The 21,562-nt window shown below is 57.1% G+C and carries 14 protein-coding genes; 10 read left to right on the forward strand and 4 right to left on the reverse strand.

Going from position 1 to position 21,562, the window contains the following annotated elements; all coding sequences use genetic code 11:
* Nucleotides 1-121 precede the first annotated feature (121 nt).
* The 6 genes from K6L24_RS04135 to lplT all read left to right on the forward strand — a co-directional run bounded on the left by K6L24_RS04135 (nucleotide 122) and on the right by lplT (nucleotide 12,876).
* Nucleotides 122-1,345, forward strand: a complete 1,224-nt coding sequence (locus tag K6L24_RS04135) for an MdtA/MuxA family multidrug efflux RND transporter periplasmic adaptor subunit (protein ID WP_062744343.1) — start codon at nucleotides 122-124, stop codon at nucleotides 1,343-1,345.
* A complete protein-coding gene (locus K6L24_RS04140; protein ID WP_222681968.1) occupies nucleotides 1,342-4,494 on the forward strand; it encodes a multidrug efflux RND transporter permease subunit in 3,153 nt (1,050 codons plus the stop codon). Before K6L24_RS04135 ends, K6L24_RS04140 begins: the two co-directional genes overlap by 4 nt.
* Entirely contained in the window at nucleotides 4,491-7,589 is a 3,099-nt protein-coding gene (locus tag K6L24_RS04145; RefSeq protein WP_222681969.1) for an efflux RND transporter permease subunit, read from the forward strand. The genes K6L24_RS04140 and K6L24_RS04145 overlap by 4 nt, the downstream gene beginning before the upstream one ends.
* A 10-nt stretch (nucleotides 7,590-7,599) precedes the next feature.
* Nucleotides 7,600-8,982, forward strand: a complete 1,383-nt coding sequence (locus tag K6L24_RS04150) for an efflux transporter outer membrane subunit (protein ID WP_187509550.1) — start codon at nucleotides 7,600-7,602, stop codon at nucleotides 8,980-8,982.
* A gap of 523 nt (nucleotides 8,983-9,505) precedes the next feature.
* Nucleotides 9,506-11,662 (forward strand): bifunctional acyl-ACP--phospholipid O-acyltransferase/long-chain-fatty-acid--ACP ligase, encoded by a 2,157-nt coding sequence (aas, locus tag K6L24_RS04155; protein WP_222681970.1) that lies wholly within the window; start codon nucleotides 9,506-9,508, stop codon nucleotides 11,660-11,662.
* A complete protein-coding gene (gene lplT / locus K6L24_RS04160) occupies nucleotides 11,659-12,876 on the forward strand; it encodes a lysophospholipid transporter LplT (RefSeq protein WP_118663287.1) in 1,218 nt (405 codons plus the stop codon). The genes aas and lplT overlap by 4 nt, the downstream gene beginning before the upstream one ends.
* 54 nt (nucleotides 12,877-12,930) lie before the next feature.
* Here lplT and K6L24_RS04165 read toward each other — a convergent pair whose 3' ends face one another.
* The 4 genes from K6L24_RS04165 to mutH all read right to left on the reverse strand — a co-directional run bounded on the left by K6L24_RS04165 (nucleotide 12,931) and on the right by mutH (nucleotide 16,046).
* Entirely contained in the window at nucleotides 12,931-13,971 is a 1,041-nt protein-coding gene (locus K6L24_RS04165; protein WP_062744257.1) for an NADP(H)-dependent aldo-keto reductase, read from the reverse strand.
* Nucleotides 13,972-14,174: 203 nt separating this feature from the next.
* A complete protein-coding gene (locus K6L24_RS04170) occupies nucleotides 14,175-14,390 on the reverse strand; it encodes a YgdI/YgdR family lipoprotein (RefSeq protein WP_062744256.1) in 216 nt (71 codons plus the stop codon).
* A gap of 170 nt (nucleotides 14,391-14,560) precedes the next feature.
* Nucleotides 14,561-15,271, reverse strand: coding sequence for a TerC family protein (locus tag K6L24_RS04175; protein WP_118663289.1), 711 nt, complete (start codon nucleotides 15,269-15,271; stop codon nucleotides 14,561-14,563).
* Nucleotides 15,272-15,359: 88 nt separating this feature from the next.
* Nucleotides 15,360-16,046, reverse strand: coding sequence for a DNA mismatch repair endonuclease MutH (gene mutH, locus K6L24_RS04180; protein WP_062744254.1), 687 nt, complete (start codon nucleotides 16,044-16,046; stop codon nucleotides 15,360-15,362).
* A gap of 685 nt (nucleotides 16,047-16,731) precedes the next feature.
* Between mutH and rppH the strand changes: the two genes are divergently transcribed.
* The 4 genes from rppH to thyA all read left to right on the forward strand — a co-directional run bounded on the left by rppH (nucleotide 16,732) and on the right by thyA (nucleotide 21,458).
* Nucleotides 16,732-17,259: an RNA pyrophosphohydrolase gene (gene rppH / locus K6L24_RS04185; protein WP_062744253.1), complete on the forward strand. Its 528-nt coding sequence runs from the start codon at nucleotides 16,732-16,734 to the stop codon at nucleotides 17,257-17,259.
* Between the two features lie 12 nt (nucleotides 17,260-17,271).
* Nucleotides 17,272-19,518 carry a phosphoenolpyruvate--protein phosphotransferase gene (gene ptsP / locus K6L24_RS04190; RefSeq protein ID WP_062744252.1) on the forward strand — a complete coding sequence of 749 codons (2,247 nt, stop codon included), beginning with the start codon at nucleotides 17,272-17,274 and terminating at the stop codon, nucleotides 19,516-19,518.
* 270 nt (nucleotides 19,519-19,788) lie between these two features.
* Nucleotides 19,789-20,667 carry a prolipoprotein diacylglyceryl transferase gene (gene lgt, locus K6L24_RS04195; RefSeq protein WP_062744251.1) on the forward strand — a complete coding sequence of 293 codons (879 nt, stop codon included), beginning with the start codon at nucleotides 19,789-19,791 and terminating at the stop codon, nucleotides 20,665-20,667.
* Complete coding sequence (gene thyA / locus K6L24_RS04200; RefSeq protein WP_222681971.1) at nucleotides 20,664-21,458, forward strand: thymidylate synthase; 795 nt, start codon at nucleotides 20,664-20,666, stop codon at nucleotides 21,456-21,458. The genes lgt and thyA overlap by 4 nt, the downstream gene beginning before the upstream one ends.
* Nucleotides 21,459-21,562 lie beyond the last annotated feature (104 nt).

The following is a 21,562-nucleotide window of genomic DNA, read 5'->3' on the forward strand; positions in this document are numbered from 1 at the left end:
TTACTATCAACAACGTGTGATGGTCTTGCTGTTCGGGACTACCTGAACGGTGATGAATCCCGATCGCGCCGGCAATGCCGGCGCATTTATCTTTTTTCTGCAGCCTGAAGATCTTAACGCCATGACCGCGAACCTCCCGAAGACGTCTCACTCCCGGCGAATCCTGTTTCTCTGCCTGATTATACTACTGATGGCTGCCGGGCTGATCTGGCGTTTCTGGCCGCAGGCTCCTTCCGCTGCGGGAACGCCCGGCGGAATGCGGGGGCCTGGCGGGGCGGGGCAGAGGGGGGTAATGACCACGCCAGTACATACCGGTACGGTGGGGCTGGCCGATGTGCCGGTTTATCTCAATGCACTGGGAACGGTGATCCCAAATGCCACGGTGACGGTCACCAGCCGGGTTGATGGTCAGTTAACGCACGTTTACTTCAAAGAGGGGCAGAAAGTGGCGGCGGGGCAGCTACTGGCCCAGATCGACCCGCGCAGCTATCAGGCGACACTGGCGCAGTATGAGGGCGAGCTCAACCAGAATCTGGCGCTACTAAAAAGCGCACAGCTGACGCTTTCGCGCTACCAGAAACTCTATTCGCAGGATTCGCTGGCACGTCAGGATCTCGATACGCAGACCGCCACCGTCGGTCAGTACAGCGGGGCGGTAGCCGCGGATCGGGCGCAGATTGACGCAGCGAAACTCAATATCGAATATGCGCGTATTACCGCCCCCATCAGCGGGCGTGTGGGTCTGCGCCTGGTGGATGCCGGTAATATGGTACAGAGCAGTTCAACCACCGGGCTGGTGACCATTACCCAGACGCAGCCTGCGGCGGTAACCTTTAGCGTGCCACAGAGCAATATCCCCTCACTGCTGGCCGCGCTTCACCATGACCAGATGCTGCCTGCCACCGCTTTTGACCAGCAGGGCAGCAGCGTACTGGCGCAGGGCGAAGTACAGTTTATCAGTAACCAGATCGACACCAGCACCGGTTCGGTGGCGCTGAAAGCACTGTTTACGAACCGGGATGAGGCACTGTATCCGAATCAGTTTGTGAACCTGCGCCTGCAAACCGGCACCCTGAAACAGGTTACGGTGATCCCCGGCCAGGCCCTGCAATTGAGCAGTGATGGCAGCTTTGTCTATGTGGTGAATAAAGACAATACGGTGAAGCGGAAAGCTGTCACCACCGGCCCGGTCTTTGGCAGCGAGCGACAGGCAATCCTTAAGGGTGTCAGTGCAGGTGAACGGGTGGTGACGGAAGGGATCGATCGCCTTACCGATGGCAGCAAAGTCACCGTGGTGACGGCGGAAGAGACGGCCGCCGCTATCGCCGGTAAGAACGTGCCATGAATCTGTCGCGCATTTTCATCGAACGCCCGGTGGCCACGATTCTGCTAATGATGGGGATGCTGATTTCCGGTATTTTTGCCTACCGCACGCTTCCCACCTCGGCGCTGCCGCAGGTGGATTACCCGACGATTCAGGTGACCACGCTCTACCCCGGAGCCAGTCCGGACGTCATGGCCTCCTCGGTGACGGCGCCGCTGGAACGCCAGCTCGGACAGATGTCGGGTCTGAGCCAGATGTCCTCCAGCAGCGCCAGCGGATCGTCAGTGATCTCGCTGAAGTTCTCACTCGACCTGTCGCTTGATGTGGCGGAACAGGAAGTGCAGGCCGCGATCAACGCCGCCGACAGCCTGCTGCCCGACGACCTGCCTAATCCGCCGACCTATAAAAAGGTCAACCCGGCAGACAGTGCCGTGATCACGCTGGCCGCCAGCTCGGATACGCTGCCCCTGACCCGCGTTCAGGATCTGGTCAACACCCGTATTGCCCTGAAGCTGTCGCAGATTTCCGGTGTCGGTATGGTCACCCTGGCGGGTGGACATCAGCCCGCTATCCGCATACAGATGGACCCGAAAGCGCTGGCGGCACACGGGCTGACCCTGGAAGACGTCAATACGCTGGTCAGTAACAGCAACGTTAACGGTTCGAAGGGCGGATTTGACGGTCAGTATCATTCGGTAAGCATTGATGCCAACGATCAGCTGCGCTCTGCGGCGGAATACGGCAATCTGATCCTCACCTGGAAAAACGGCGCAGCGCTGCGCCTGCGCGACCTGGCGCACATCGAAGAAGCCGCAGAAAATACCTGGCAGTCGGCGTGGGCTGACAACCAGCCGGCGATTATTATCAGCGTGCAGCGCCAGCCGGGGGCGAACGTTATTACGGTGGTGGACAGCATTAAAGCACAGCTGCCGACGTTACAGGCGCCCCTCCCGGACGGTGTCAGGGTGACTATTCTCTCTGACCGCACCCAGACCATCCGTGCCTCCATCAGCGATGTGCAGTTTGAACTGATGCTGTCAATTGCGCTGGTGGTCATGGTGACCTTCCTGTTCCTGCGCAACGTGGCGGCGACGCTGATCCCCAGCGTCGCCGTGCCGCTGTCGCTGGTCGGTACCTTTGGCGTGATGTACCTGGCCGGTTTCAGCCTGAATAATCTGTCGCTGATGGCCCTGACTGTCGCCACCGGCTTTGTGATTGACGATGCCATTGTGGTGGTGGAGAACATCTCCCGCCGTCTGGAAAGGGGGGAAAGCCCGCTGGAAGCGGCACTGAAAGGCTCGGCGCAGATCGGTTTTACCCTTATTTCACTGACTTTTTCTCTGATAGCGGTGCTGATCCCGCTGCTGTTTATGGGGGATGTGGTCGGGCGGTTGTTCCGCGAATTTGCCATTACGCTGGCAGTGTCGATCCTGGTCTCCCTGCTGGTGTCGCTGACGCTGACGCCGATGCTGTGCGCGACGCTGCTGCGCGCTATTCCTGAAAACCGTCAGACACGCTTCTATCGTCAGGGCGGCAAATTTTTTGACCGGCTGGTGGCCGGGTACGATCGCCTGCTGACTGTGGTTCTCAACCATCAGCGTGTGACCCTGCTGGTCGCGCTGGCCACGCTGCTGCTCACCGGGCTGCTTTATCTGCTGGTGCCGAAAGGTTTCTTTCCGTCCCAGGACACCGGGCTGATCCAGGGGGTGACGGTAGCCTCGCAGGAGGTGTCATTTAAAGAGATGTCGCGACGGCAGCAGCAGCTGGCGGCGATCATTTTAAAAAACCCGGCTGTCGCGAGCCTCTCCTCGACGGTGGGCATTGACGGCAGCAATACCAGCCTCAACAGTGGCCGCCTGCAGATCAACCTCAAACCGTTTGACCAGCGAGATAAACGTGCGGATAGCGTCATTGCACAACTCCGGCAGGCAACTGCGGGCGTGCCGGGCATCGCGCTTTACCTGCAATCCGCACAGGATTTGACGGTGAACGACCAGGTGACGCCGGACCGCTACCCGTTTACGCTGGACGATGCGGACAGCCAGAACCTGGTGACCTGGTCACCGAAACTGGTCAGCGCGCTGCGGCAGCGTCCCGAGTTCAGCTCGGTGGTCAGTAATTTGCAGGATCAGGGGCAGGTGGCTTACGTCGAGCTCAACCGTGATGCCGCCGCACGCTTCGGTATTACGGCACTGGACGTTGACACTGCGCTGTATAACGCCTTCGGCCAGCGTCTGATTTCGACGATATTTACCCAGTCAAATCAGTATCGCGTGGTGCTGGAAGTGGCTCCGGCATTCCAGCAGTCTCCGGCCTCGTTCGATAATATCTGGTTGCAACCCTCAGCCAGCAGCAACACATCGACGTCCACGTCTGACACTTCTTCCAGCAGCAGTGTCAGCGGGTTGGTAAAACTGACGTCAGTGGCGAGTATCCACCTGCGTACCGGTTCGCTGGTGCAGATGCGTCTGAACCAGTTCCCGGCGGTGACGGTGTCGTTCAATCTGAACGCCGGTTATTCACTGGCGCAGGCACAGCAGGCGGTAAGCGACGTCACGACCTCGCTGGCGATGCCGCCGTCGGTGACGCTGCGCTACCAGGGGGAAGCTGCCGCTTTTCAGCGCGCCACCGGAAATACGCTGTGGCTGATCCTCGCCGCGCTACTGACCATGTATGGGGTGCTGGGGATCCTCTACGAGAGCTTTATTCATCCGGTGACCATATTGTCGACGCTGCCTTCGGCAGCGGTGGGGGCTCTGCTGACGTTAATGCTGGCCGATACGGAGTTCAGCCTGATCGCCTTGATCGGGGTGATCCTGCTGATCGGTATTGTCAAAAAGAACGCCATTATGATGATCGACTTTGCGCTGGAGGCAGAGAAAACCCAGCACCTCAGTCCACGGGAGGCGATCCACCAGGCCTGTCTGCTGCGCTTTCGGCCGATCCTGATGACCACCATGGCGGCGCTGCTGGGCGCAATGCCGCTGATGCTGGCCTCCGGCTCGGGGGCTGAACTACGTCAGCCGTTGGGGCTGGTGATCGTGGGCGGTCTGATCTTCAGCCAGGTGCTGACGCTGTTCTCCACGCCGGTGATCTACCTGTGGTTTGACGGACTGTCACAGCGTTCGAAACGCTATCTGCGCCGTCAGGTTGCCCGGGGGCGTGAATGAGTCTCCCTCGTTGGTTTATTTTTCGTCCGGTGGCCACGCTGTTGCTGACGCTGGCCCTGGTGTTAGTCGGGGCGCTGGGCTATCGCCTGCTGCCGGTGGCACCGCTGCCAACCGTGGATTTTCCGACCATTATGGTGTCGGCGGATCTGCCCGGAGCCAGTCCGGAGACCATGGCTGCCACGGTGGCGACACCGCTGGAGCGTGCGTTGGGGCAGATTGCCGGTATCACTGAAATGACCTCGGAGAGTGCGCAGAGCTCAACCAATATTACTCTGCAGTTTGCCCTCGATCGCGATATCAACGGTGCCGCGCGCGATGTGCAGGCGGCCATCAACGCCGCGCGCAGCCTGCTGCCCGGCAGTATGCCGTCGTTACCGACCTATCAGAAGGCAAACCCGTCTGATGCGCCGGTACTGATGATGGCACTGTCATCCACCACCCGGACCAGCGCCGAGCTGTACGATCTGGCTGACAGTAAAATCAAGCAGAAAGTCGCCCAGGTGGCGGGGGTGGGGGAGGTTTCGCTGCGCGGTAGCGCCCTGCCGGCGGTGCGTATTGACCTGCAACCGCAGCTGTTAACCCAGTTCGGCGTGTCACTGGACAGCGTGCGGGAAGCGGTTGCTGACAGCACCACCAACCTGCCGAAAGGGAGGCTGGAGGGAAAAAACCAGTCCTGGATGGTGGACGGTAACGGCCAGCTCGATCACGCCAGCCAGTATCGTCAGCTGGTGATCAGCTACCGTAACGGCCGCGCGATTCATCTCAGCGATGTCGCCCACGTCTATGATGCAGTCGAGGATAACTACAGCGCCGGATTCTATAACGGATCGCCCTCGGTCACTATTGGTGTCACGCGCTCGGCCGGGGCCAATATGCTGGAGACGATCGATGGCATTAAAGCCCGGCTGCCGCTGATACAAAGCGATCTCCCTGCGGACGTGAAACTGACGATAGTGGTTGACCGCTCGCCCAACGTGCGTGCCTCCCTCTATGAAACGGAAGAGACACTGCTGATCGCCATACTGCTGGTGATCGGTGTGGTATTCGTCTTTCTGCGCAATGGGCGCGCGCTGATTATACCGGCGCTGGCACTGCCGGTGTCGCTGATGGGCACCTGTGCGGTCATGTCTCTGTGCGGCTACAGCCTGGATAACCTGTCTCTGATGGCGTTGATCGTCGCCACCGGCTTTGTCGTGGACGACGCCATCGTGGTACTGGAAAACATCACCCGCTATATCGAAGAGGGGCTCAGTCCGGTTCGCGCCTCGATTAAAGGTGCACAGGAGGTGAGTTTTACCGTGCTGTCGATGACGCTGTCGCTGGTGGCGGTGTTTATCCCGATCCTGATGATGGGCAGCATCGTAGGCCGCCTGTTTCGCGAATTTGCCGTTACGCTGACCGCCTCGCTGGTTATCTCGATGCTGGTGTCACTCAGCCTCACGCCGATGCTCTGCTCGCGCCTGTTGAGACGTAAACCGGCGGTAACGGTGCGCCCGCATCCTCTGTATCAGTGGGTTGAAAATGGTCTGAACCGTCTGCTGGCGGCCTATGCCGCTGCGCTGGCGTGGGTGATGCGCCACCAGCGACTGACGCTGTTCAGCCTGCTGCTGACGGTGCTCCTCAACCTGTTTCTGTATTCGGTGGTGCAAAAAGGGTTCTTTCCAAATCAGGATACCGGTCTGCTGATGGGGATGATGCGCGCCGATCAGAACATCTCCTTCCAGGCGATGGAACCGAAGGTCAAAGCGTTCGCCAACATGATCGAAGCCGATCCGGCGGTAGATGGCGTGATCTCCTCGATGGGCAGTGGCGCATTTGGCTCACACAATACCGCGATGTTTTTCGTGCATCTGAAAGATTTTGACAAGCGTGATGCTAGCGCCAGCGAAGTCGCCAACCGTCTCAGCGGCAAAACGCGGACTGTCCCCGGCGTAGAGCTGTTTCTGATGGCGGCGCAGGATCTGCATATTGGCGGTCGCAGTGCTAACGCTTCGTATCAGTACAGCCTGCAGGCGGACAATCTTGATGCCCTGCGCATCTGGACGCCGAAAGTGAAAGCGGCGCTGGAACAGATCCCGCTATTGACCAGTGTGGATGCTGACTCGCAGACCGGCGGGCAGGAAGTGATGATCACCCTTGACCGCGATCGTGCCACCCGCCTGGGGGTGGACGTGCAGATGCTGGATGACATGCTGAATAATGCTTTCAGTCAGCGTCAGGTGGCCACCCTGTACAAAACGTTCAACCAGTACCACGTGGTGATGTCACTCAGCCCGGCCTGGACGCGCGACCCGGAGACGCTGAATCAGCTGTTTGTCGTCAATGACAGCGGCGAACGTATTCCGCTGTCGGCCTTTGCCAGCATCAGCGGCAGTAATGCCCCGCTATCGGTTAATCATCAGGGACAGTCGGCCACCAGCACCCTTGCCTTTAACCTGCGGGACGGCGCCTCACTGGAACAGGCGCAGGCTGCGGTGAAAACCGCGATGGCAAAAATCGGCCTGCCAGACACCATTCAGGCGGGGTTTGCCGGAACGGCGCAGGCGTTTGCCGAACTGAGCGCGTCAATGCCGTGGCTGATCCTCGCGGCGCTGGCTGCCGTCTATATCGTGCTGGGGATGCTGTATGAAAGTTATATTCACCCGCTGACCATCCTCTCCACGCTGCCCTCTGCCGGGGTTGGCGCCCTGCTGCTGATGCTGCTCACCGGAACGGAACTGACAGTGATCGCGCTGATCGGTATTCTGCTGCTGGCAGGCATTGTCAAAAAGAACGCGATTATGATGATCGATTTTGCCCTGGCCGCCGAGCGTAAGCAGGGAATGACACCCCAACAGGCGATTACTCAGGCCTGCCTGATGCGCTTCCGGCCCATTATGATGACCTCGCTGGCGGCATTCTTTGGCGCGTTACCGCTGGCGCTTGGCAGCGGTGGCGATGCCGATCTGCGCAGTCCGCTGGGGCTGGCTATTGCCGGCGGTCTCGCCCTGAGCCAGTTACTTACCCTGTTCACCACCCCGGTGGTGTACCTCTATCTTGACCGCGTCGGTCGTGCCACAAAACACGCGTGGCAACGTCTGCGTCATGCTGATTAACCTGATGATGATGAATAAAATTACTCCCTTTATGCTGGCTTTGCTGATAAGCGGCTGTACCGTTGGCCCGGATTACCAGCGTCCGACGACGCCGACGTCACTTTATTACAAAGAAGCCCGAGGCTGGCAGCAGGCCGAACCTCAGGATCAGATCAGCAAAGGTGACTGGTGGGCGGTTTACCACGACAGCACCCTGGACGGACTGTTGCGCCTGGTAAAAATTTCGAATCAGAACGTCGCTCAGTATGAGGCGCAGTACCGGCAGGCGCAGGCGCTGGCTGCGGGATCGCGAAGTGACCTGTTTCCGACCGTGACGGCCACCGGCAGTTCGACACGCAGCGGCACCGCCAGCAGCAGTGGAAGCGGGGCTGCGACCGGCAACAGTCACTCGCTGGAGACGTCGGCCTCCTGGGAGCTGGATATCTGGGGTAAATTGCGCCGCACGCTGGAAGAGAACCGCGCCAGTGCCAGTGCCAGCGCCGCCGCACTGGCGAACATGACCCTCAGCGCTCAGTCGACGCTGGCGCAGGACTATTTCCAGCTGCGTATCCTCGACCAGCGCATTGCGCTGTATGAGAAAAGCGTGGCCGCTTATCAGCGTTATCTGACGGTGATTAACAACAAATACCAGGCGGGCAGTGAATCGCGCGGCACGCTGGCCCAGGCGGAAACCCAGCTGGAGAGCGCGCGCGCTTCAGCGCTGGATCTCAGCTGGCAGCGTGCCCAGCTTGAACATGCGATTGCCGTGCTGACGGGGCAACCCCCGGCAGCGTTCAGCCTGGCAGTGGCACCCTTGCAGGCCACGTTGCCTGCTATTCCCCATGCGCTGCCTGCGGATTTGCTTCAGCGCCGTCCTGATATCGCTCAGGCGGAGCGTACCGTGGCGGCGGCGAATGCGGCGGTGGGCGTGGCGATTGCCGGTTATTTCCCGGACCTGACTCTCAGCGCCAGCGCCGGCTATTCAGGTGCCAGCTTCCGTCATCTGCTGAGCTTGCCCAATCGTGTCTGGTCGCTGGGGCCAGAGCTGAGCGGAACCCTGCTGGATTTTGGTGCGACCTCGTCGAAGGTGGAGCAGGCAAGAGCCGCCTATGACGCTGATGTTGCCAGCTATCGACAGACCGTGCTGTCCGCCTTTGAAGAGGTAGAAAACGCCCTGGTGGCGCTTCATACCTTTGAGGCTGAAATGCAGGCTCAGACACGTGCCGCCGCGTCGGCTCAGGCGTCAGCACGGGTAACGCTTAATCAGTATCAGGCCGGGATGATCGACTATCTGGATGTCGCCACAACGGAGAATACCAGTCTGAGCCAGCAGCAGAGTGCATTGACGTTACAGAGTACGCAATGGGTGACCAGCGTACAGCTGATGGCAGCCTTAGGAGGTGGGTGGAAGTGATAAGGCAAATGGGAATAATGCCGGCTATTTTCGCCGTTCGCGAAGATCTGAGGCCTGAGTTTTCTGGTCAGGTCAGAGGGGGTCGTGGTTGATCTGCTTCGTATATACCCGGCATTGCCCATCTTATATTTTTTATCCGTTATTCTGATCTTCCTTATTAGTCATTTTACTAATGGGCAAGCGTATTACACTTTTTTAAAAGCCCGCGTCAGTGACGTATATTTTCAGGAAGTCAGGGGGGGGTTTTATTGTAAAACGCGGGGTTAACGAAATGATGACGTTAAGAGAGAATAATCAGGAGTTTATAACGTTAATTCCCCCTTCGGAGATGCATTATTTATGTTGTCCTGTATGACAGGAATGTCGTTATTACTCTGATCTGAGCGTCACCTGTTCTTTCGCCAAAAGGGGGCGTTGCGCATTTTTTTTTCGCTTTTTTTTCCACTTATATTCAGTCACATATTGAGTTGGGCTGTCATATCCTGCATCGTTAGGGACAATTGTGATCCGCTATGGAGTCGGCATGTTGTTTACATTCTTTCGCGTCCTTTTTCGCATACTCTTCCGAACCCGTCTGACGGGTGACCTCTCAGGGCTGTATAAAGAGAAGGTACTGATTACCCCTAATCATATGTCATTTATTGATGGCATCCTGCTGGCCGTGTTCCTGCCGGTGAAGCCGGTGTTTGCCGTCTACTCGTCAATCACTGAGCAGTGGTACATGCGCCTGCTGCGTCCCCTGATTGATTTCGTGCCGCTTGACCCGACAAAACCAATGTCCATCAAGCATCTGGTGCGGCTGATCGGCACCGGCCGCCCTGTGGTGATCTTCCCGGAAGGGCGTATCACCGTCACCGGGTCGCTGATGAAAATTTATGATGGGGCGGGCTTCGTCGCTGCAAAATCTCAGGCGACCGTGGTGCCGGTGCGCATTGAGGGCGCGGAGTACACACCCTTTGGCCGGCTGGCCGGTGTGTTTAAACGACGCCTGTTCCCGCGCATCACTCTCAGTGTCCTGCCTGCCACTTCCATCCCGATGCCGGAAGCACCCCGTGCGCGCGATCGCCGCCGCCTGGCGGGGGAACACCTTCACCATATTATGATGGAAGCCCGCATGGCGGTGCGCCCGCGTGAAACCCTGTATCAGGCGTTTCTCTCCGCGCGTACCCGCTATGGCTGGTTTAAACCCTGTGTGGAAGACGTCAATTTCAAACCTGACAGCTATACGGGATTGTTGAAAAAGGCGCTGGGGGTCGGTCGAATTCTGGAGCGCTACAGTCAGCCCGGGGAATATATCGGCCTGCTGTTGCCGAATGCCACCGTCACCGCGGCGGCGATTCTCGGGGCTTCAATGCGCGGACGCATCCCGGCCATGCTGAACTATACCGCCGGGGTGAAAGGGCTGACCAGCGCCCTGAGTGCCGCCGAAGTCAAAACCGTATTTACCTCACGCCAGTTCCTCGATAAGGGCAAACTGTGGCACCTGCCGGAGGGCATCCCGCAGGTGCAGTGGATCTATCTGGAAGATCTGAAAGAGACCGTCACGTTTCAGGACAAGCTGTGGATCCTGCGACATCTGCTGACACCAGCACAGGCTGCGGTCGCACAGCAGCCGGAAGAGGCTGCGATGGTGCTGTTTACCTCCGGCTCTGAAGGACATCCGAAAGGGGTGGTGCATTCGCATAAAAGTCTGCTGGCGAACGTGGAACAGATCCGCACTATTGCCGATTTCACCCCACGCGATCGGTTTATGTCGGCGCTGCCTCTGTTCCATGCCTTTGGTCTGACGGTGGGACTGTTTACGCCACTGATGACCGGGGCGCAGGTGTTTCTCTATCCCAGCCCGCTGCATTACCGCATTGTGCCGGAACTGGTTTATGACCGTAACTGCACCGTGCTGTTTGGCACGTCGACCTTCCTCGGTAACTATGCGCGTTTCGCCAGTCCGTATGATTTTGCCCGCCTGCGCTATGTCGTGGCCGGAGCAGAAAAGCTGCAAGAGCAGACGCGCGAGCTGTGGATGGAAAAATATGGCATCCGCATCCTGGAGGGCTACGGCGTCACCGAATGTGCGCCGGTGGTGGCCATTAACGTGCCGATGGCGGCCAAAACACATACCGTCGGACGTATCCTGCCGGGCATGGATTCGCGTCTGATTGCGGTGCCGGGGATCGACAACGGCGGCCTGCTGCAACTTCGTGGCCCGAATATTATGAAAGGCTATCTGCGCGTTGAGCGGCCTGGCGTGCTGGAAGCGCCACAGGCGGATAACGGAGAAGGGCTGATGGAAGCGGGCTGGTATGACACCGGTGATATCGTCAGTTTTGATGACGGTGGGTTCTGCCAGATTCAGGGACGGGTGAAGCGTTTTGCCAAAATCGCCGGAGAAATGGTTTCCCTGGAGATCGTCGAAATGATTGCCCGTAAAGCATCGGAAGATAAGCAGCACGCGGCTACCCTTAAACCGGACGGCAATCGCGGTGAGGCGCTGGTGCTGTTTACTACTGATGCGCAGCTGACCCGTGAACAACTGACCCGTGCCGCCCGCGAGCTGGGCAGCCCGGAGCTGGCGATCCCCCGTGATATCCGCGTTCTGTCGCAGCTGCCATTGCTGGGCAGCGGTAAACCGGACTTCGTTACCCTGCGTGAAATGGCTGAAAACCCGGAGGAACAGGCATGACAATTTCTCAGGCGCATGGCCAGCCGCTGATGTCGAAGGGCATGATGGCAGTGATTGGCGCGCAGTTCTTCTCCGCGTTTGGCGATAATGCGCTGCTGTTTGCCACGCTGGCCGTGATGAAGTCGCTGGTCTATCCGGCGTGGAGTCAGCCGGTGTTGCAGATGATGTTTGTCGCGACTTATATCATTCTGGCCCCGTTCGTCGGCCAGCTGGCGGACAGCTTTGCCAAAGGGCGGGTAATGATGTTTGCCAACGCCCTCAAGCTGCTGGGGGCCCTGGTGATCTGCTTTGGGTTTGATCCGTTCCTTGGTTACAGTCTGGTGGGGATTGGTGCTGCGGCTTACTCACCGGCGAAGTATGGCATTCTGGGCGAACTGACTGGCGGGGAAACGCTGGTGAAGGCCAACGGGATGATGGAATCGTCAACCATTGCCGCTATTCTGCTGGGCTCTGTGGCCGGGGGATTCCTGGCTGACTGGAACCTGACGGCCGCCCTGGCGGCCTGCGTACTGGCTTATGCGCTGGCAGTGGCGGCAAACGTGCTGATCCCTAAACTGGATGCGGCGCGCGCGGGTCAGTCCTGGCACCCTGCCCGTATGTCAGCCAGCTTCTTCCGCGCCTGCGGCACGCTGTGGCGTGATGGCGAAACGCGGTTTTCCCTGGTGGGCACCAGCCTGTTCTGGGGGGCGGGTGTCACGCTGCGTTTTCTGCTGGTTCTCTGGGTGCCGGTGGCACTGGGTATCAGCGATAATAAAACGCCGACGCTGCTGAACGCCATGGTGGCCATTGGTATCGTGTTCGGGGCCATTGCCGCGGCGAAGCTGGTGACGCTGAAAACCGTCGGCCGCTGTATGCCTGCGGGGGTGCTGATTGGCGTGGCGGTACTGGCTTTCTCGCTCCAGCATCAGGCCATCAATGCCTACGTGCTGCTGGTGATTATCGGTATGCTCGGCGGCTTCTTTGTGGTGCCGCTGAATGCGCTGTTGCAGATGCGTGGGAAAGATACCGTTGGCACAGGCAATGCCGTCGCGGTACAGAATCTGGGTGAAAATACCGCGATGCTGTTGATGCTCGGACTTTATACGCTGGCGATTAAGTTCGGTGCGCCGCCGGTGGCGACAGGTGTGGGCTTCGGTGCACTTTTTGCCCTGGCGATTGCGGTACTGTGGGGCTGGCAGCTGGCTCAGAAACGTAAAGTGACGACCTCGCTCTGAGAGAGTAATACCACACCGCCAGGGCGCAAGCGTGCCCTGGCGGTGGCTTCCGGATTAAGGCGCTGGATAGGTAAAGCGACGATGGATCGCTTCCAGTCCTTCCATGACCTCTTCATTCAGCGTGACATCATAGCTGTCGATATTGATCTTCAACTGTTCCAGCGTGGTCGCCCCCAGTAAGGTGCTGGCGACAAACGGCTGCTGGCGTACGAAGGCCAGTGCCATTTGCGAGGGATCCAGTCCGTGCTGCTTCGCCAGGGCGACATACTCGGTAATGGCCCCGACAGACTGTTCGCTACTGTAGCGTTTGAAACGGCTGAACAGGGTGTTACGCGCCCCGGCAGGCTGTGCACCGTTAAGGTATTTCCCACTCAGTGTACCGAAGGCCAGGCTGGAATAGGCCAGCAGCTCGACGCCTTCATGCTGGCTGATTTCGGCCAGACCGACTTCAAAGCTGCGGTTCAGCAGGCTGTAGGGATTCTGGATGCTGACGATACGCGGCAGTTCATGTTTCTCCGCCAGTTGCAGATAGCGCATTACGCCCCACGGCGTTTCGTTCGACACGCCGATATAGCGAATTTTACCGGCCCGCACCTGTTCAGTCAGCGCCTCCAGTGTTTCCAGCAGCGTTACGGTTGCTGCGCTGTCGGTGTACTCATAGTTCAGCTTACCAAAACAGTTGGTCTGGCGCTGCGGCCAGTGCAACTGATACAGGTCGAGATAATCGGTATTCAGCCGCTTCAGGCTGGCATCCAGCGCGCTGCGTATATTTTTGCGATCCAGCGCCTGGCCCGGACGGATGGAGGCATCAGCGCCACGAATCGGCCCGGAGACTTTAGAGGCCAGGATGACCTTATCGCGATTACCGCGTGCCGCCAGCCAGCTGCCGATATACTGCTCGGTCAGACCCTGCGTTTCCGGGCGTGGCGGGACGGGGTACATTTCGGCAGTATCAATCAGGTTGATGCCGCGGCTCAGGGCATAATCCAGTTGTGCATGGGCGTCGGCTTCGCTGTTTTGCTCACCAAACGTCATGGTGCCCAACCCCAGAGTACTGACTTCCAGGGTGCTGTGGGGGATACGGTGATAATGCATTGCCGGCTTCCTTTTTCATTATTCAAAGGTCAGGGACATCAGGGCGTCCGCAACAGGGGCTTTTTGCCTGGGGCTGGCACGTGTCGCACCGAAAACCCGGTTTTTGACTATAACCGTGCTGAACGGGCGGGGGAAGGGGGGATTTATCGGGAAGTGCTTTAGCGAGCCACCTTTAACCGCACGGGTCAGGTGGCAATATGCGCTTAACGCTCAACAATGGATGAGACTTCATCACCGTTGATTTGCTTTTCATGACCGCTATCGTCCGTATATTTCACCAGGCCAGTCTCTTTATCGATCTGCGGCTTACCATCGGTCATAATCATCTTGCCTTCTTTGGTCGCCATGACGTAGTCGCTGCTGCATCCGGACGTTAACATAGCCAGGCCGACGACTGCTGCACCCAAAATCCACTTCATACTTGTCTCCCTAATGTTTATTACTCAACCGGTATCAGTGTAGTAATAAACTATTTTCCCTGTAACGATAATAGTATGAGTCTGAAAATAGACGCTGCGCACAGCATACCATTGACATATTGCTCACATTGTATCCTGCCCGACCAGTGGGGACGGGCAGGGACATTATCTTATAGCGGACGCTTTTTATTGCGTGCCAGATTAAGGCATTCCACGGCCATGGAGAAGAACATCGCGAAGTAGATGTAGCCTTTTGGAATGTGAATACTGAAACTTTCCAGCATCAGAGTGAATCCGACCAGGATCAGGAACGCCAGTGCCAGCATTTTTACCGACGGATGGCGGTCAACAAACTCACCGATGGCCCGGGCGGCAAACATCATCACCAACACGGCAATCACCACGGCGGCCATCATGATAATCAGATGATCTGAAAGGCCGACGGCGGTGATCACCGAGTCCAGGCTGAAGATGATATCCAGTACCATGATCTGCACGATGGCTCCGAAAAACGAATGCACTTTCGTCGTGTGTTCGCTTCCCCCGCCCTCAATGGTTTCATGAATCTCCATGCTCGACTTCCAGAGCAGGAACAGTCCACCAAATAGCAGGATCAGGTCTCGTGCCGAGAACGCGTGATCCATCAGGGTAAACAACGGATCCGTCAGACGGATAACCCAGGCAATAGAGGCCAGCAGACCAAGGCGCATTAACATCGCGCCGGCCAGACCAATACGTCGGGCGGTGTTTTGTTGATGCGCTGGCAGTTTGGCGACGACCAGCGAGAGGAAAATAATGTTATCTATCCCGAGAACAATCTCGAGGATCGTCAGCGTGCCAAGCGCGAGCCAGGCATTGGGATCGGCAATCCATTCAAACATGTTAAAAGCACACCTTAAACTTAAACAAAAGCTAAACGACGATTATACGCAAGGTTGACGATAGTGGGAAAATCTTTGATGCAATTTCTTAAAGAAGAAAATGTCGTGCCAGCAGCGGCGCAGTGAAGGTTTTCTTTAGATAAAAGCCGCGTGGCAGCGTCATGATCGGCTGGCCATCGCGGCCGATACCCTCCGTCAGCGCTTTGCTGTTCGCCGCCTTGGGGCGTATCTGCAGTACTTCTCCATGACGTGCCGTAATCTGCTCGACCTGGCCCAGCACGATCATGTCCATCAACTCCTCCCAGTCGCGCTGAAGGCGCTGCTCCTCACTGGCGTCCGGACTCCATAGCAGGGGCGCGCCCACGTGACGTTGCGCCAGCGGGATGGCGCGATCTCCTTCCACCGGGATCCAGAGCACCCGCGTCAGTTTATGGCGGACGTGACTGTTCTGCCAGGTGACACCACTGTTTCCGGTCAGAGGGGCGACGCAGACAAACGTGGTTTCCAGGGGGCGACCGCTGGCGTCCACTGGAATGGTTTTCAACTCAACGCCGATACTGGCGAAATCCTGCTCGGGTTTACTGCCTGCGCTGGCACCCAGATAGCGCTCCAGCAGCATGCCCACCCAGCCTTTATCCCGCTTAAGATCGCGCGGCACGGGCAGTGAAATCCGCTGCGCCAGTTCACCCAGCGTATATCCTGCCAGTGCAGAGGCGCGGGCCAGCAGTTCCTCCTCATCCTGTGGAGGTGGAACGATGTGATGAGGGTCAGTCATAATCAGACCTGTATTGTGTTTAAAAAATAGACGCATTTTGCCCACACAGCGAATCTGACTCACTTATCTGGGGAAAACACCAATAATAGCATGATAACTCGTGTTTTTTTATTGCACTTCGTCCCTGTAAAAAGCCCGCTTCCGACAGTTTTACCCGGGTTGCCACCGACAATGAACAGGATCACGAGGGTACTTATCCACAGAAAAGAGGGATAACTTCCTTTCTGCACGAATACTGTTTCCATTTACAGCCTTGACGGCGCTGTTTTTACCCTGTTTTGCGTTTTTCATGCCCACATAATCTGCTTATTCTGTGGATAACGTCGTCAGCGTTCGATCTTTCACCAGTTGACGATCCGGGTCACATGACAAACGAATGACAACCGGGGGAAATGCTGTGGTTAACGTTAAAACCTAATGATTCCTATGGGTTTATTCTGAGTTTAAAAAACAGCGCTTTAAGAGTGAGAGAAAGTTTTCCCCACCTGTTAACAGAGTTCTGCACAAAGCTATCCACAGAAAACGTGAATAAGATCGCCCTTTTATTCGTGTTTCTGTTTATAACTTTGCCAAATTGGGCGAGTTATCCCAGCCTGGCGTCGTCACCTCGCCTGAAACCAGTGGTTTACCGTCTGTAAGGAGTATGAAACAATCAGAACATCCAGTTTTAGTTTGAGGTAGTCCGGTGATCGATGATGATGGCTACCGCCCGAATGTTGGTATCGTAATATGTAACAAGCAGGGACAGGTGCTGTGGGCCAGACGTTACGGTCAACACTCCTGGCAGTTTCCCCAGGGCGGTATCAACCCTGGAGAAACGGCGGAGCAGGCGATGTACCGCGAACTTTTCGAGGAAGTCGGTTTGAACCGTAAGGATGTCCGCATCCTTGCATCTACCCGTAACTGGTTACGATATAAGTTGCCAAAACGTTTGGTGCGTTGGGACACAAAGCCGGTTTGTATCGGCCAAAAACAGAAGTGGTATCTTCTGCAGCTGATGTGCAATGACGCGGATATCAACATGCAAACCAGCAGTACGCCAGAATTTGATGGCTGGCGGTGGGTGAGCTTTTGGTATCCGGTTCGCCAGGTGGTCTCTTTTAAACGCGACGTTTACCGACGCGTGATGAAAGAGTTTGCCGGCGTGGTTATGCCCCTGCAGGAGAATGCCGTACAACGAAATGCGCCAGGTTTTCGACGGAAGAGAGGTTAAGCCACGTAGATTATGCTCACACAGCTACGCGAAATAGTTGAGAAAGTGGCGGCAGCGCCCCGGCTTACCGAGGCGCTGGACATTTTGGTTAACGAAATCTGTCTGGCGATGCAAACCGAAGTGTGTTCGGTCTACCTCGCGGATCACGATCGTCGCTGCTACTACCTGATGGCTACGCGTGGGCTAAAAAAGCCGCGTGGGCGCACCGTCGCCCTGGCCTTTGATGAAGGGATTGTCGGGCTGGTGGGGCGTCTGGCCGAGCCGATTAACCTTGCTGATGCGCAGAGTCACCCAAGTTTTAAATACATCCCCTCCGTAAAGGAAGAGCGTTTTCGCTCTTTCCTTGGCGTGCCGATTATCAGCCGTCGCCAGTTGCTTGGTGTGCTGGTGGTTCAGCAACGTGAGCACCGCCAGTTTGATGAAAGTGAAGAGTCATTTCTGGTTACGCTGGCCACTCAGATGGCGGCCATTCTCTCTCAGTCCCAGCTGAATGCCCTGTTTGGTCAATACCGGCAAACCCGTATCCGTGCTCTGGCAGCCGCGCCTGGCGTGGCCGTCGCCCAGGGCTGGGTCGACTCCAGCCAACCCTCGCTGGAAAATGTGTTTGCGGCTTCAACCCTCGATACGGTCAGAGAGCGTGAACGACTGGCGCTGGCAATGAGTGAAGCTTCCAGTGAGTTTCGCCGCTACAGCAAGCGTTTCACCGCCAGTATGCATAAAGAGAGTGCGGCGATCTTTGATCTCTACTCGCACCTGTTAACTGACGCCCGACTGAAAAAAGATCTGCTGGCGGAAATCGACGCCGGTTCCGTCGCCGAGTGGGCGGTTAAAAAGGTGATCGAGAAGTTCGCCGCCCAGTTTGCCAGCCTTCAGGACAGCTATCTGCGCGAGCGCTCCGGTGACCTGCGTGTGCTGGGGCAGCGCCTGCTGTTTCACCTCGATGACACGGTGCAGGGTACCAATACCTGGCCCGAGCGCTTTGTGCTGGTGGCCGATGAACTGACGGCAACCACCCTTGCCGAGCTGCCGCGTGACCGGCTGGCGGGCGTGGTGGTGCGCGATGGGGCCGCGAATTCCCACGCCGCTATTATGGTTCGGGCGATGGGGATCCCTACCGTGATGGGGGCCGACATTCAGCCTGAGCTGATGAAAGGGCGTCTGCTGATCGTTGACGGCTATCGTGGCGAACTGCTGGTGGATCCGGAACCGGTGCTGGTGCAGGAATACCAGCGTCTGATCAGTGAAGAGAATGAACTGAGCCTGCTGGCGGAGGATTTTGTCTTCCTGCCTGGCGCGCTCAAAAGCGGCGAGCCGGTCAAGGTGATGCTGAACGCCGGCCTGAGCGCAGAGCATGAACAGATGGTGGGTAACCGGGTAGATGGCGTGGGCCTCTACCGCACCGAAATTCCCTTTATGCTACAAAACGGTTTCCCTTCGGAAGAAGAGCAGGTGGCGCAATATCAGGGCATGTTGCAGCTCTTCCTCGATAAACCCGTCACTTTACGTACGCTGGATGTCGGGGCGGATAAACAGCTGCCGTATATGCCGATCAGCGAAGAGAACCCGTGCCTGGGCTGGCGGGGCATCCGCCTGACGCTCGACCAGCCGGAAATTTTCCTGGTACAACTCCGGGCCATGCTACGCGCCAACGTAGCCAGTGATAATCTCAATATCCTGCTGCCGATGATCACCAGCCTGGAAGAGATTGATGAGGCAAGACGCCTGATCGCCCGCGCTGCGCGTGAAGTGGAAGAGATGCTCGGTTACGCCATTCCGCAGCCGCGCATTGGTGTGATGGTTGAAGTGCCGTCGATGATCTTTATGATTGGTCAGCTAAAAGGCCGGGTGGACTTTGTCTCCGTTGGGACCAACGATCTGACGCAGTACCTGCTGGCGGTCGATCGAAATAACACCCGGGTGGCCAGCCTGTATGACAGTCTGCATCCGGCCATGCTGCGTGCGTTAAAAAGTATTGCAGAAGAGACACAACGAGCGGGAATCGAGCTCTGTTTGTGTGGTGAAATGGCCGGTGACCCGATGTGCGTAGCACTGCTGGTGGGTATGGGATACCACCATCTCAGTATGAACGGCCGCAACGTGGCGCGCGTGAAATACCTGCTGAGGCATCTCGACCAGGAAGAGGCACAACACCTGGCGCAACGTGGACTGGAAGCGCAGTTCGCCACCGAAGTGCGGCATCAGGTGGCCTCGTTCATGGAAAGACGGGGACTGGGCGGGCTGATTCGCGGCGGCAGGTGAAAGGGGCTTAAGGGCTGTTTTGTTTGCCGGTGCCTCATGGCTCAGGCGCCGATCCTGATTTATTATCTGCACATTCTGCTGGTCTGCGCGCTGGCTGGCTTAAGACGGGTGGCAACCGAAACAGCTGAAACGTCATTGCCTCTGCAGCCTGCTTAATAAAGTTTACAGTTAGCTGAGAACGCAGTAATTCGCATTATGCTATCATGCGCGCCTTATGCAGCCCCTCCTTGCGCGGCTGCCTGTCAGGACTGACTTTAACAATGGTGAAAGATGAATAACGGCTATCTGGCTTTCCCTCAATTTGATCCGGTGATTTTCTCCATCGGGCCAGTTTCTCTGCACTGGTACGGACTGATGTACCTTGTGGGCTTTGTTTTCGCGATGTGGCTGGCCGTGCGCCGGGCTAACAAACCGGGCAGTGGCTGGAAAAAAGAAGAGGTGGAGAACCTGCTGTATGCGGGCTTCCTTGGCGTCTTCCTTGGTGGGCGTATCGGCTATGTCCTGTTCTATAACATGCCGTTGTTCCTCGACAACCCGCTGTATCTGTTCAAAGTATGGGATGGCGGTATGTCGTTCCACGGTGGCCTGATTGGGGTGATCGTGGTGATGATGATCTTTGCTTACCGCACTAAACGTCATTTCTTCCAGGTGGCTGATTTCATGGCACCGCTGATCCCGTTCGGTCTGGGCGCGGGTCGCCTCGGTAACTTTATTAACGGCGAGCTGTGGGGACGTGTCGATCCGAACCTGCCGTGGGCGATGCTGTTCCCGGGCTCCCGTAGCGAAGATATCGCTCTGGTGGCGACTCACCCTGAGTGGCAGCAGTTGCTGTCGACTTACGGGGTATTGCCGCGCCATCCTTCACAGCTTTATGAGCTGATCCTTGAAGGCATCGTGCTGTTTATTATTCTCAACGTCTTTATTCGCAAATCCCGTCCGATGGGTGCGGTGTCCGGGCTGTTCCTGATTGGTTACGGTGCGTTCCGCATTATCGTTGAGTTCTTCCGCCAGCCTGATCAGCAGCTTGGTCTGTTCAGCGGTATCAGTATGGGGCAGATCCTCTCCATACCGATGATTGTGGCTGGTGTGATTATGATGGTTTGGGCGTATCGTCGTCGCCCGCAGACTCAGGTTCGTGGGGAAAAATGAAACAGTATCTGGCGTTAATGCAGCACGTGCTCGATCAGGGCACACCAAAAAACGATCGTACCGGTACCGGCACACTGTCGATTTTTGGTCATCAGATGCGTTTCAACCTGCAGGAAGGTTTCCCACTGGTGACCACCAAGAAGTGTCATCTGCGCTCCATTATTCATGAGCTGTTATGGTTCCTGAATGGCGACACCAACATTGCTTACCTGAAAGAAAATAAGGTGTCGATCTGGGACGAGTGGGCTGATGAAAATGGCGATCTTGGCCCGGTTTACGGCAAGCAATGGCGCAGCTGGGGCGCACCTGACGGGGCACAGATTGACCAGCTGACAAAGGTGGTTGAACAGCTGAAAAGCGACCCGGACTCTCGCCGTATTATTGTGTCAGCCTGGAACGTCGGTGAGCTGGATCAGATGGCGCTGGCACCCTGCCATGCCTTTTTCCAGTTCTATGTGGCCGACGGTAAACTCTCCTGCCAGCTTTATCAGCGTTCGTGCGATATCTTCCTTGGCCTGCCGTTCAATATCGCCAGCTATGCGTTACTGGTGCATATGATGGCACAGCAGTGCGAGCTGGAAGTGGGTGATTTTGTCTGGACTGGCGGGGACACCCATCTTTACAGTAACCACCTTGAACAGTCGCGCCTGCAGCTGTCACGTGAACCCCGTGCGCTGCCGAAACTGATCATCAAACGCAAACCGGCCTCCCTGTTTGACTATCGTTTCGACGATTTTGAGATTGAAGGCTACGATCCGCACCCGGCCATTAAAGCACCGGTCGCGATCTGAGGCGTACCGCCCCCTTTCCCGGGGGCGTCATCGCCAGACGCGGTGCCCCCCCACAGTTGTCTGCCCTTCTGGAATCTTCCTCTCAACGTAAATGAATATGCCTG

It is taken from the genome of Erwinia persicina, from assembly GCF_019844095.1.
Classification (GTDB): Bacteria; Pseudomonadota; Gammaproteobacteria; order Enterobacterales; family Enterobacteriaceae; genus Erwinia; species Erwinia persicina.

Bases quoted from the DNA above. Each gene is read 5' to 3' on its own strand.
- K6L24_RS04135 (WP_062744343.1), top strand. From the start codon at position 122: ATGACCGCGAACCTCCCGAAGACGTCTCACTCCCGGCGAATCCTGTTT.
- K6L24_RS04140 (WP_222681968.1), top strand. From the start codon at position 1,342: ATGAATCTGTCGCGCATTTTCATCGAACGCCCGGTGGCCACGATTCTG.
- K6L24_RS04145 (WP_222681969.1), top strand. From the start codon at position 4,491: ATGAGTCTCCCTCGTTGGTTTATTTTTCGTCCGGTGGCCACGCTGTTG.
- K6L24_RS04150 (WP_187509550.1), top strand. From the start codon at position 7,600: ATGAATAAAATTACTCCCTTTATGCTGGCTTTGCTGATAAGCGGCTGT.
- aas (WP_222681970.1), top strand. From the start codon at position 9,506: ATGTTGTTTACATTCTTTCGCGTCCTTTTTCGCATACTCTTCCGAACC.
- lplT (WP_118663287.1), top strand. From the start codon at position 11,659: ATGACAATTTCTCAGGCGCATGGCCAGCCGCTGATGTCGAAGGGCATG.
- K6L24_RS04165 (WP_062744257.1), bottom strand. From the start codon at position 13,971: ATGCATTATCACCGTATCCCCCACAGCACCCTGGAAGTCAGTACTCTG.
- K6L24_RS04170 (WP_062744256.1), bottom strand. From the start codon at position 14,390: ATGAAGTGGATTTTGGGTGCAGCAGTCGTCGGCCTGGCTATGTTAACG.
- K6L24_RS04175 (WP_118663289.1), bottom strand. From the start codon at position 15,271: ATGTTTGAATGGATTGCCGATCCCAATGCCTGGCTCGCGCTTGGCACG.
- mutH (WP_062744254.1), bottom strand. From the start codon at position 16,046: ATGACTGACCCTCATCACATCGTTCCACCTCCACAGGATGAGGAGGAA.
- ptsP (WP_062744252.1), top strand. From the start codon at position 17,272: ATGCTCACACAGCTACGCGAAATAGTTGAGAAAGTGGCGGCAGCGCCC.
- lgt (WP_062744251.1), top strand. From the start codon at position 19,789: ATGAATAACGGCTATCTGGCTTTCCCTCAATTTGATCCGGTGATTTTC.
- thyA (WP_222681971.1), top strand. From the start codon at position 20,664: ATGAAACAGTATCTGGCGTTAATGCAGCACGTGCTCGATCAGGGCACA.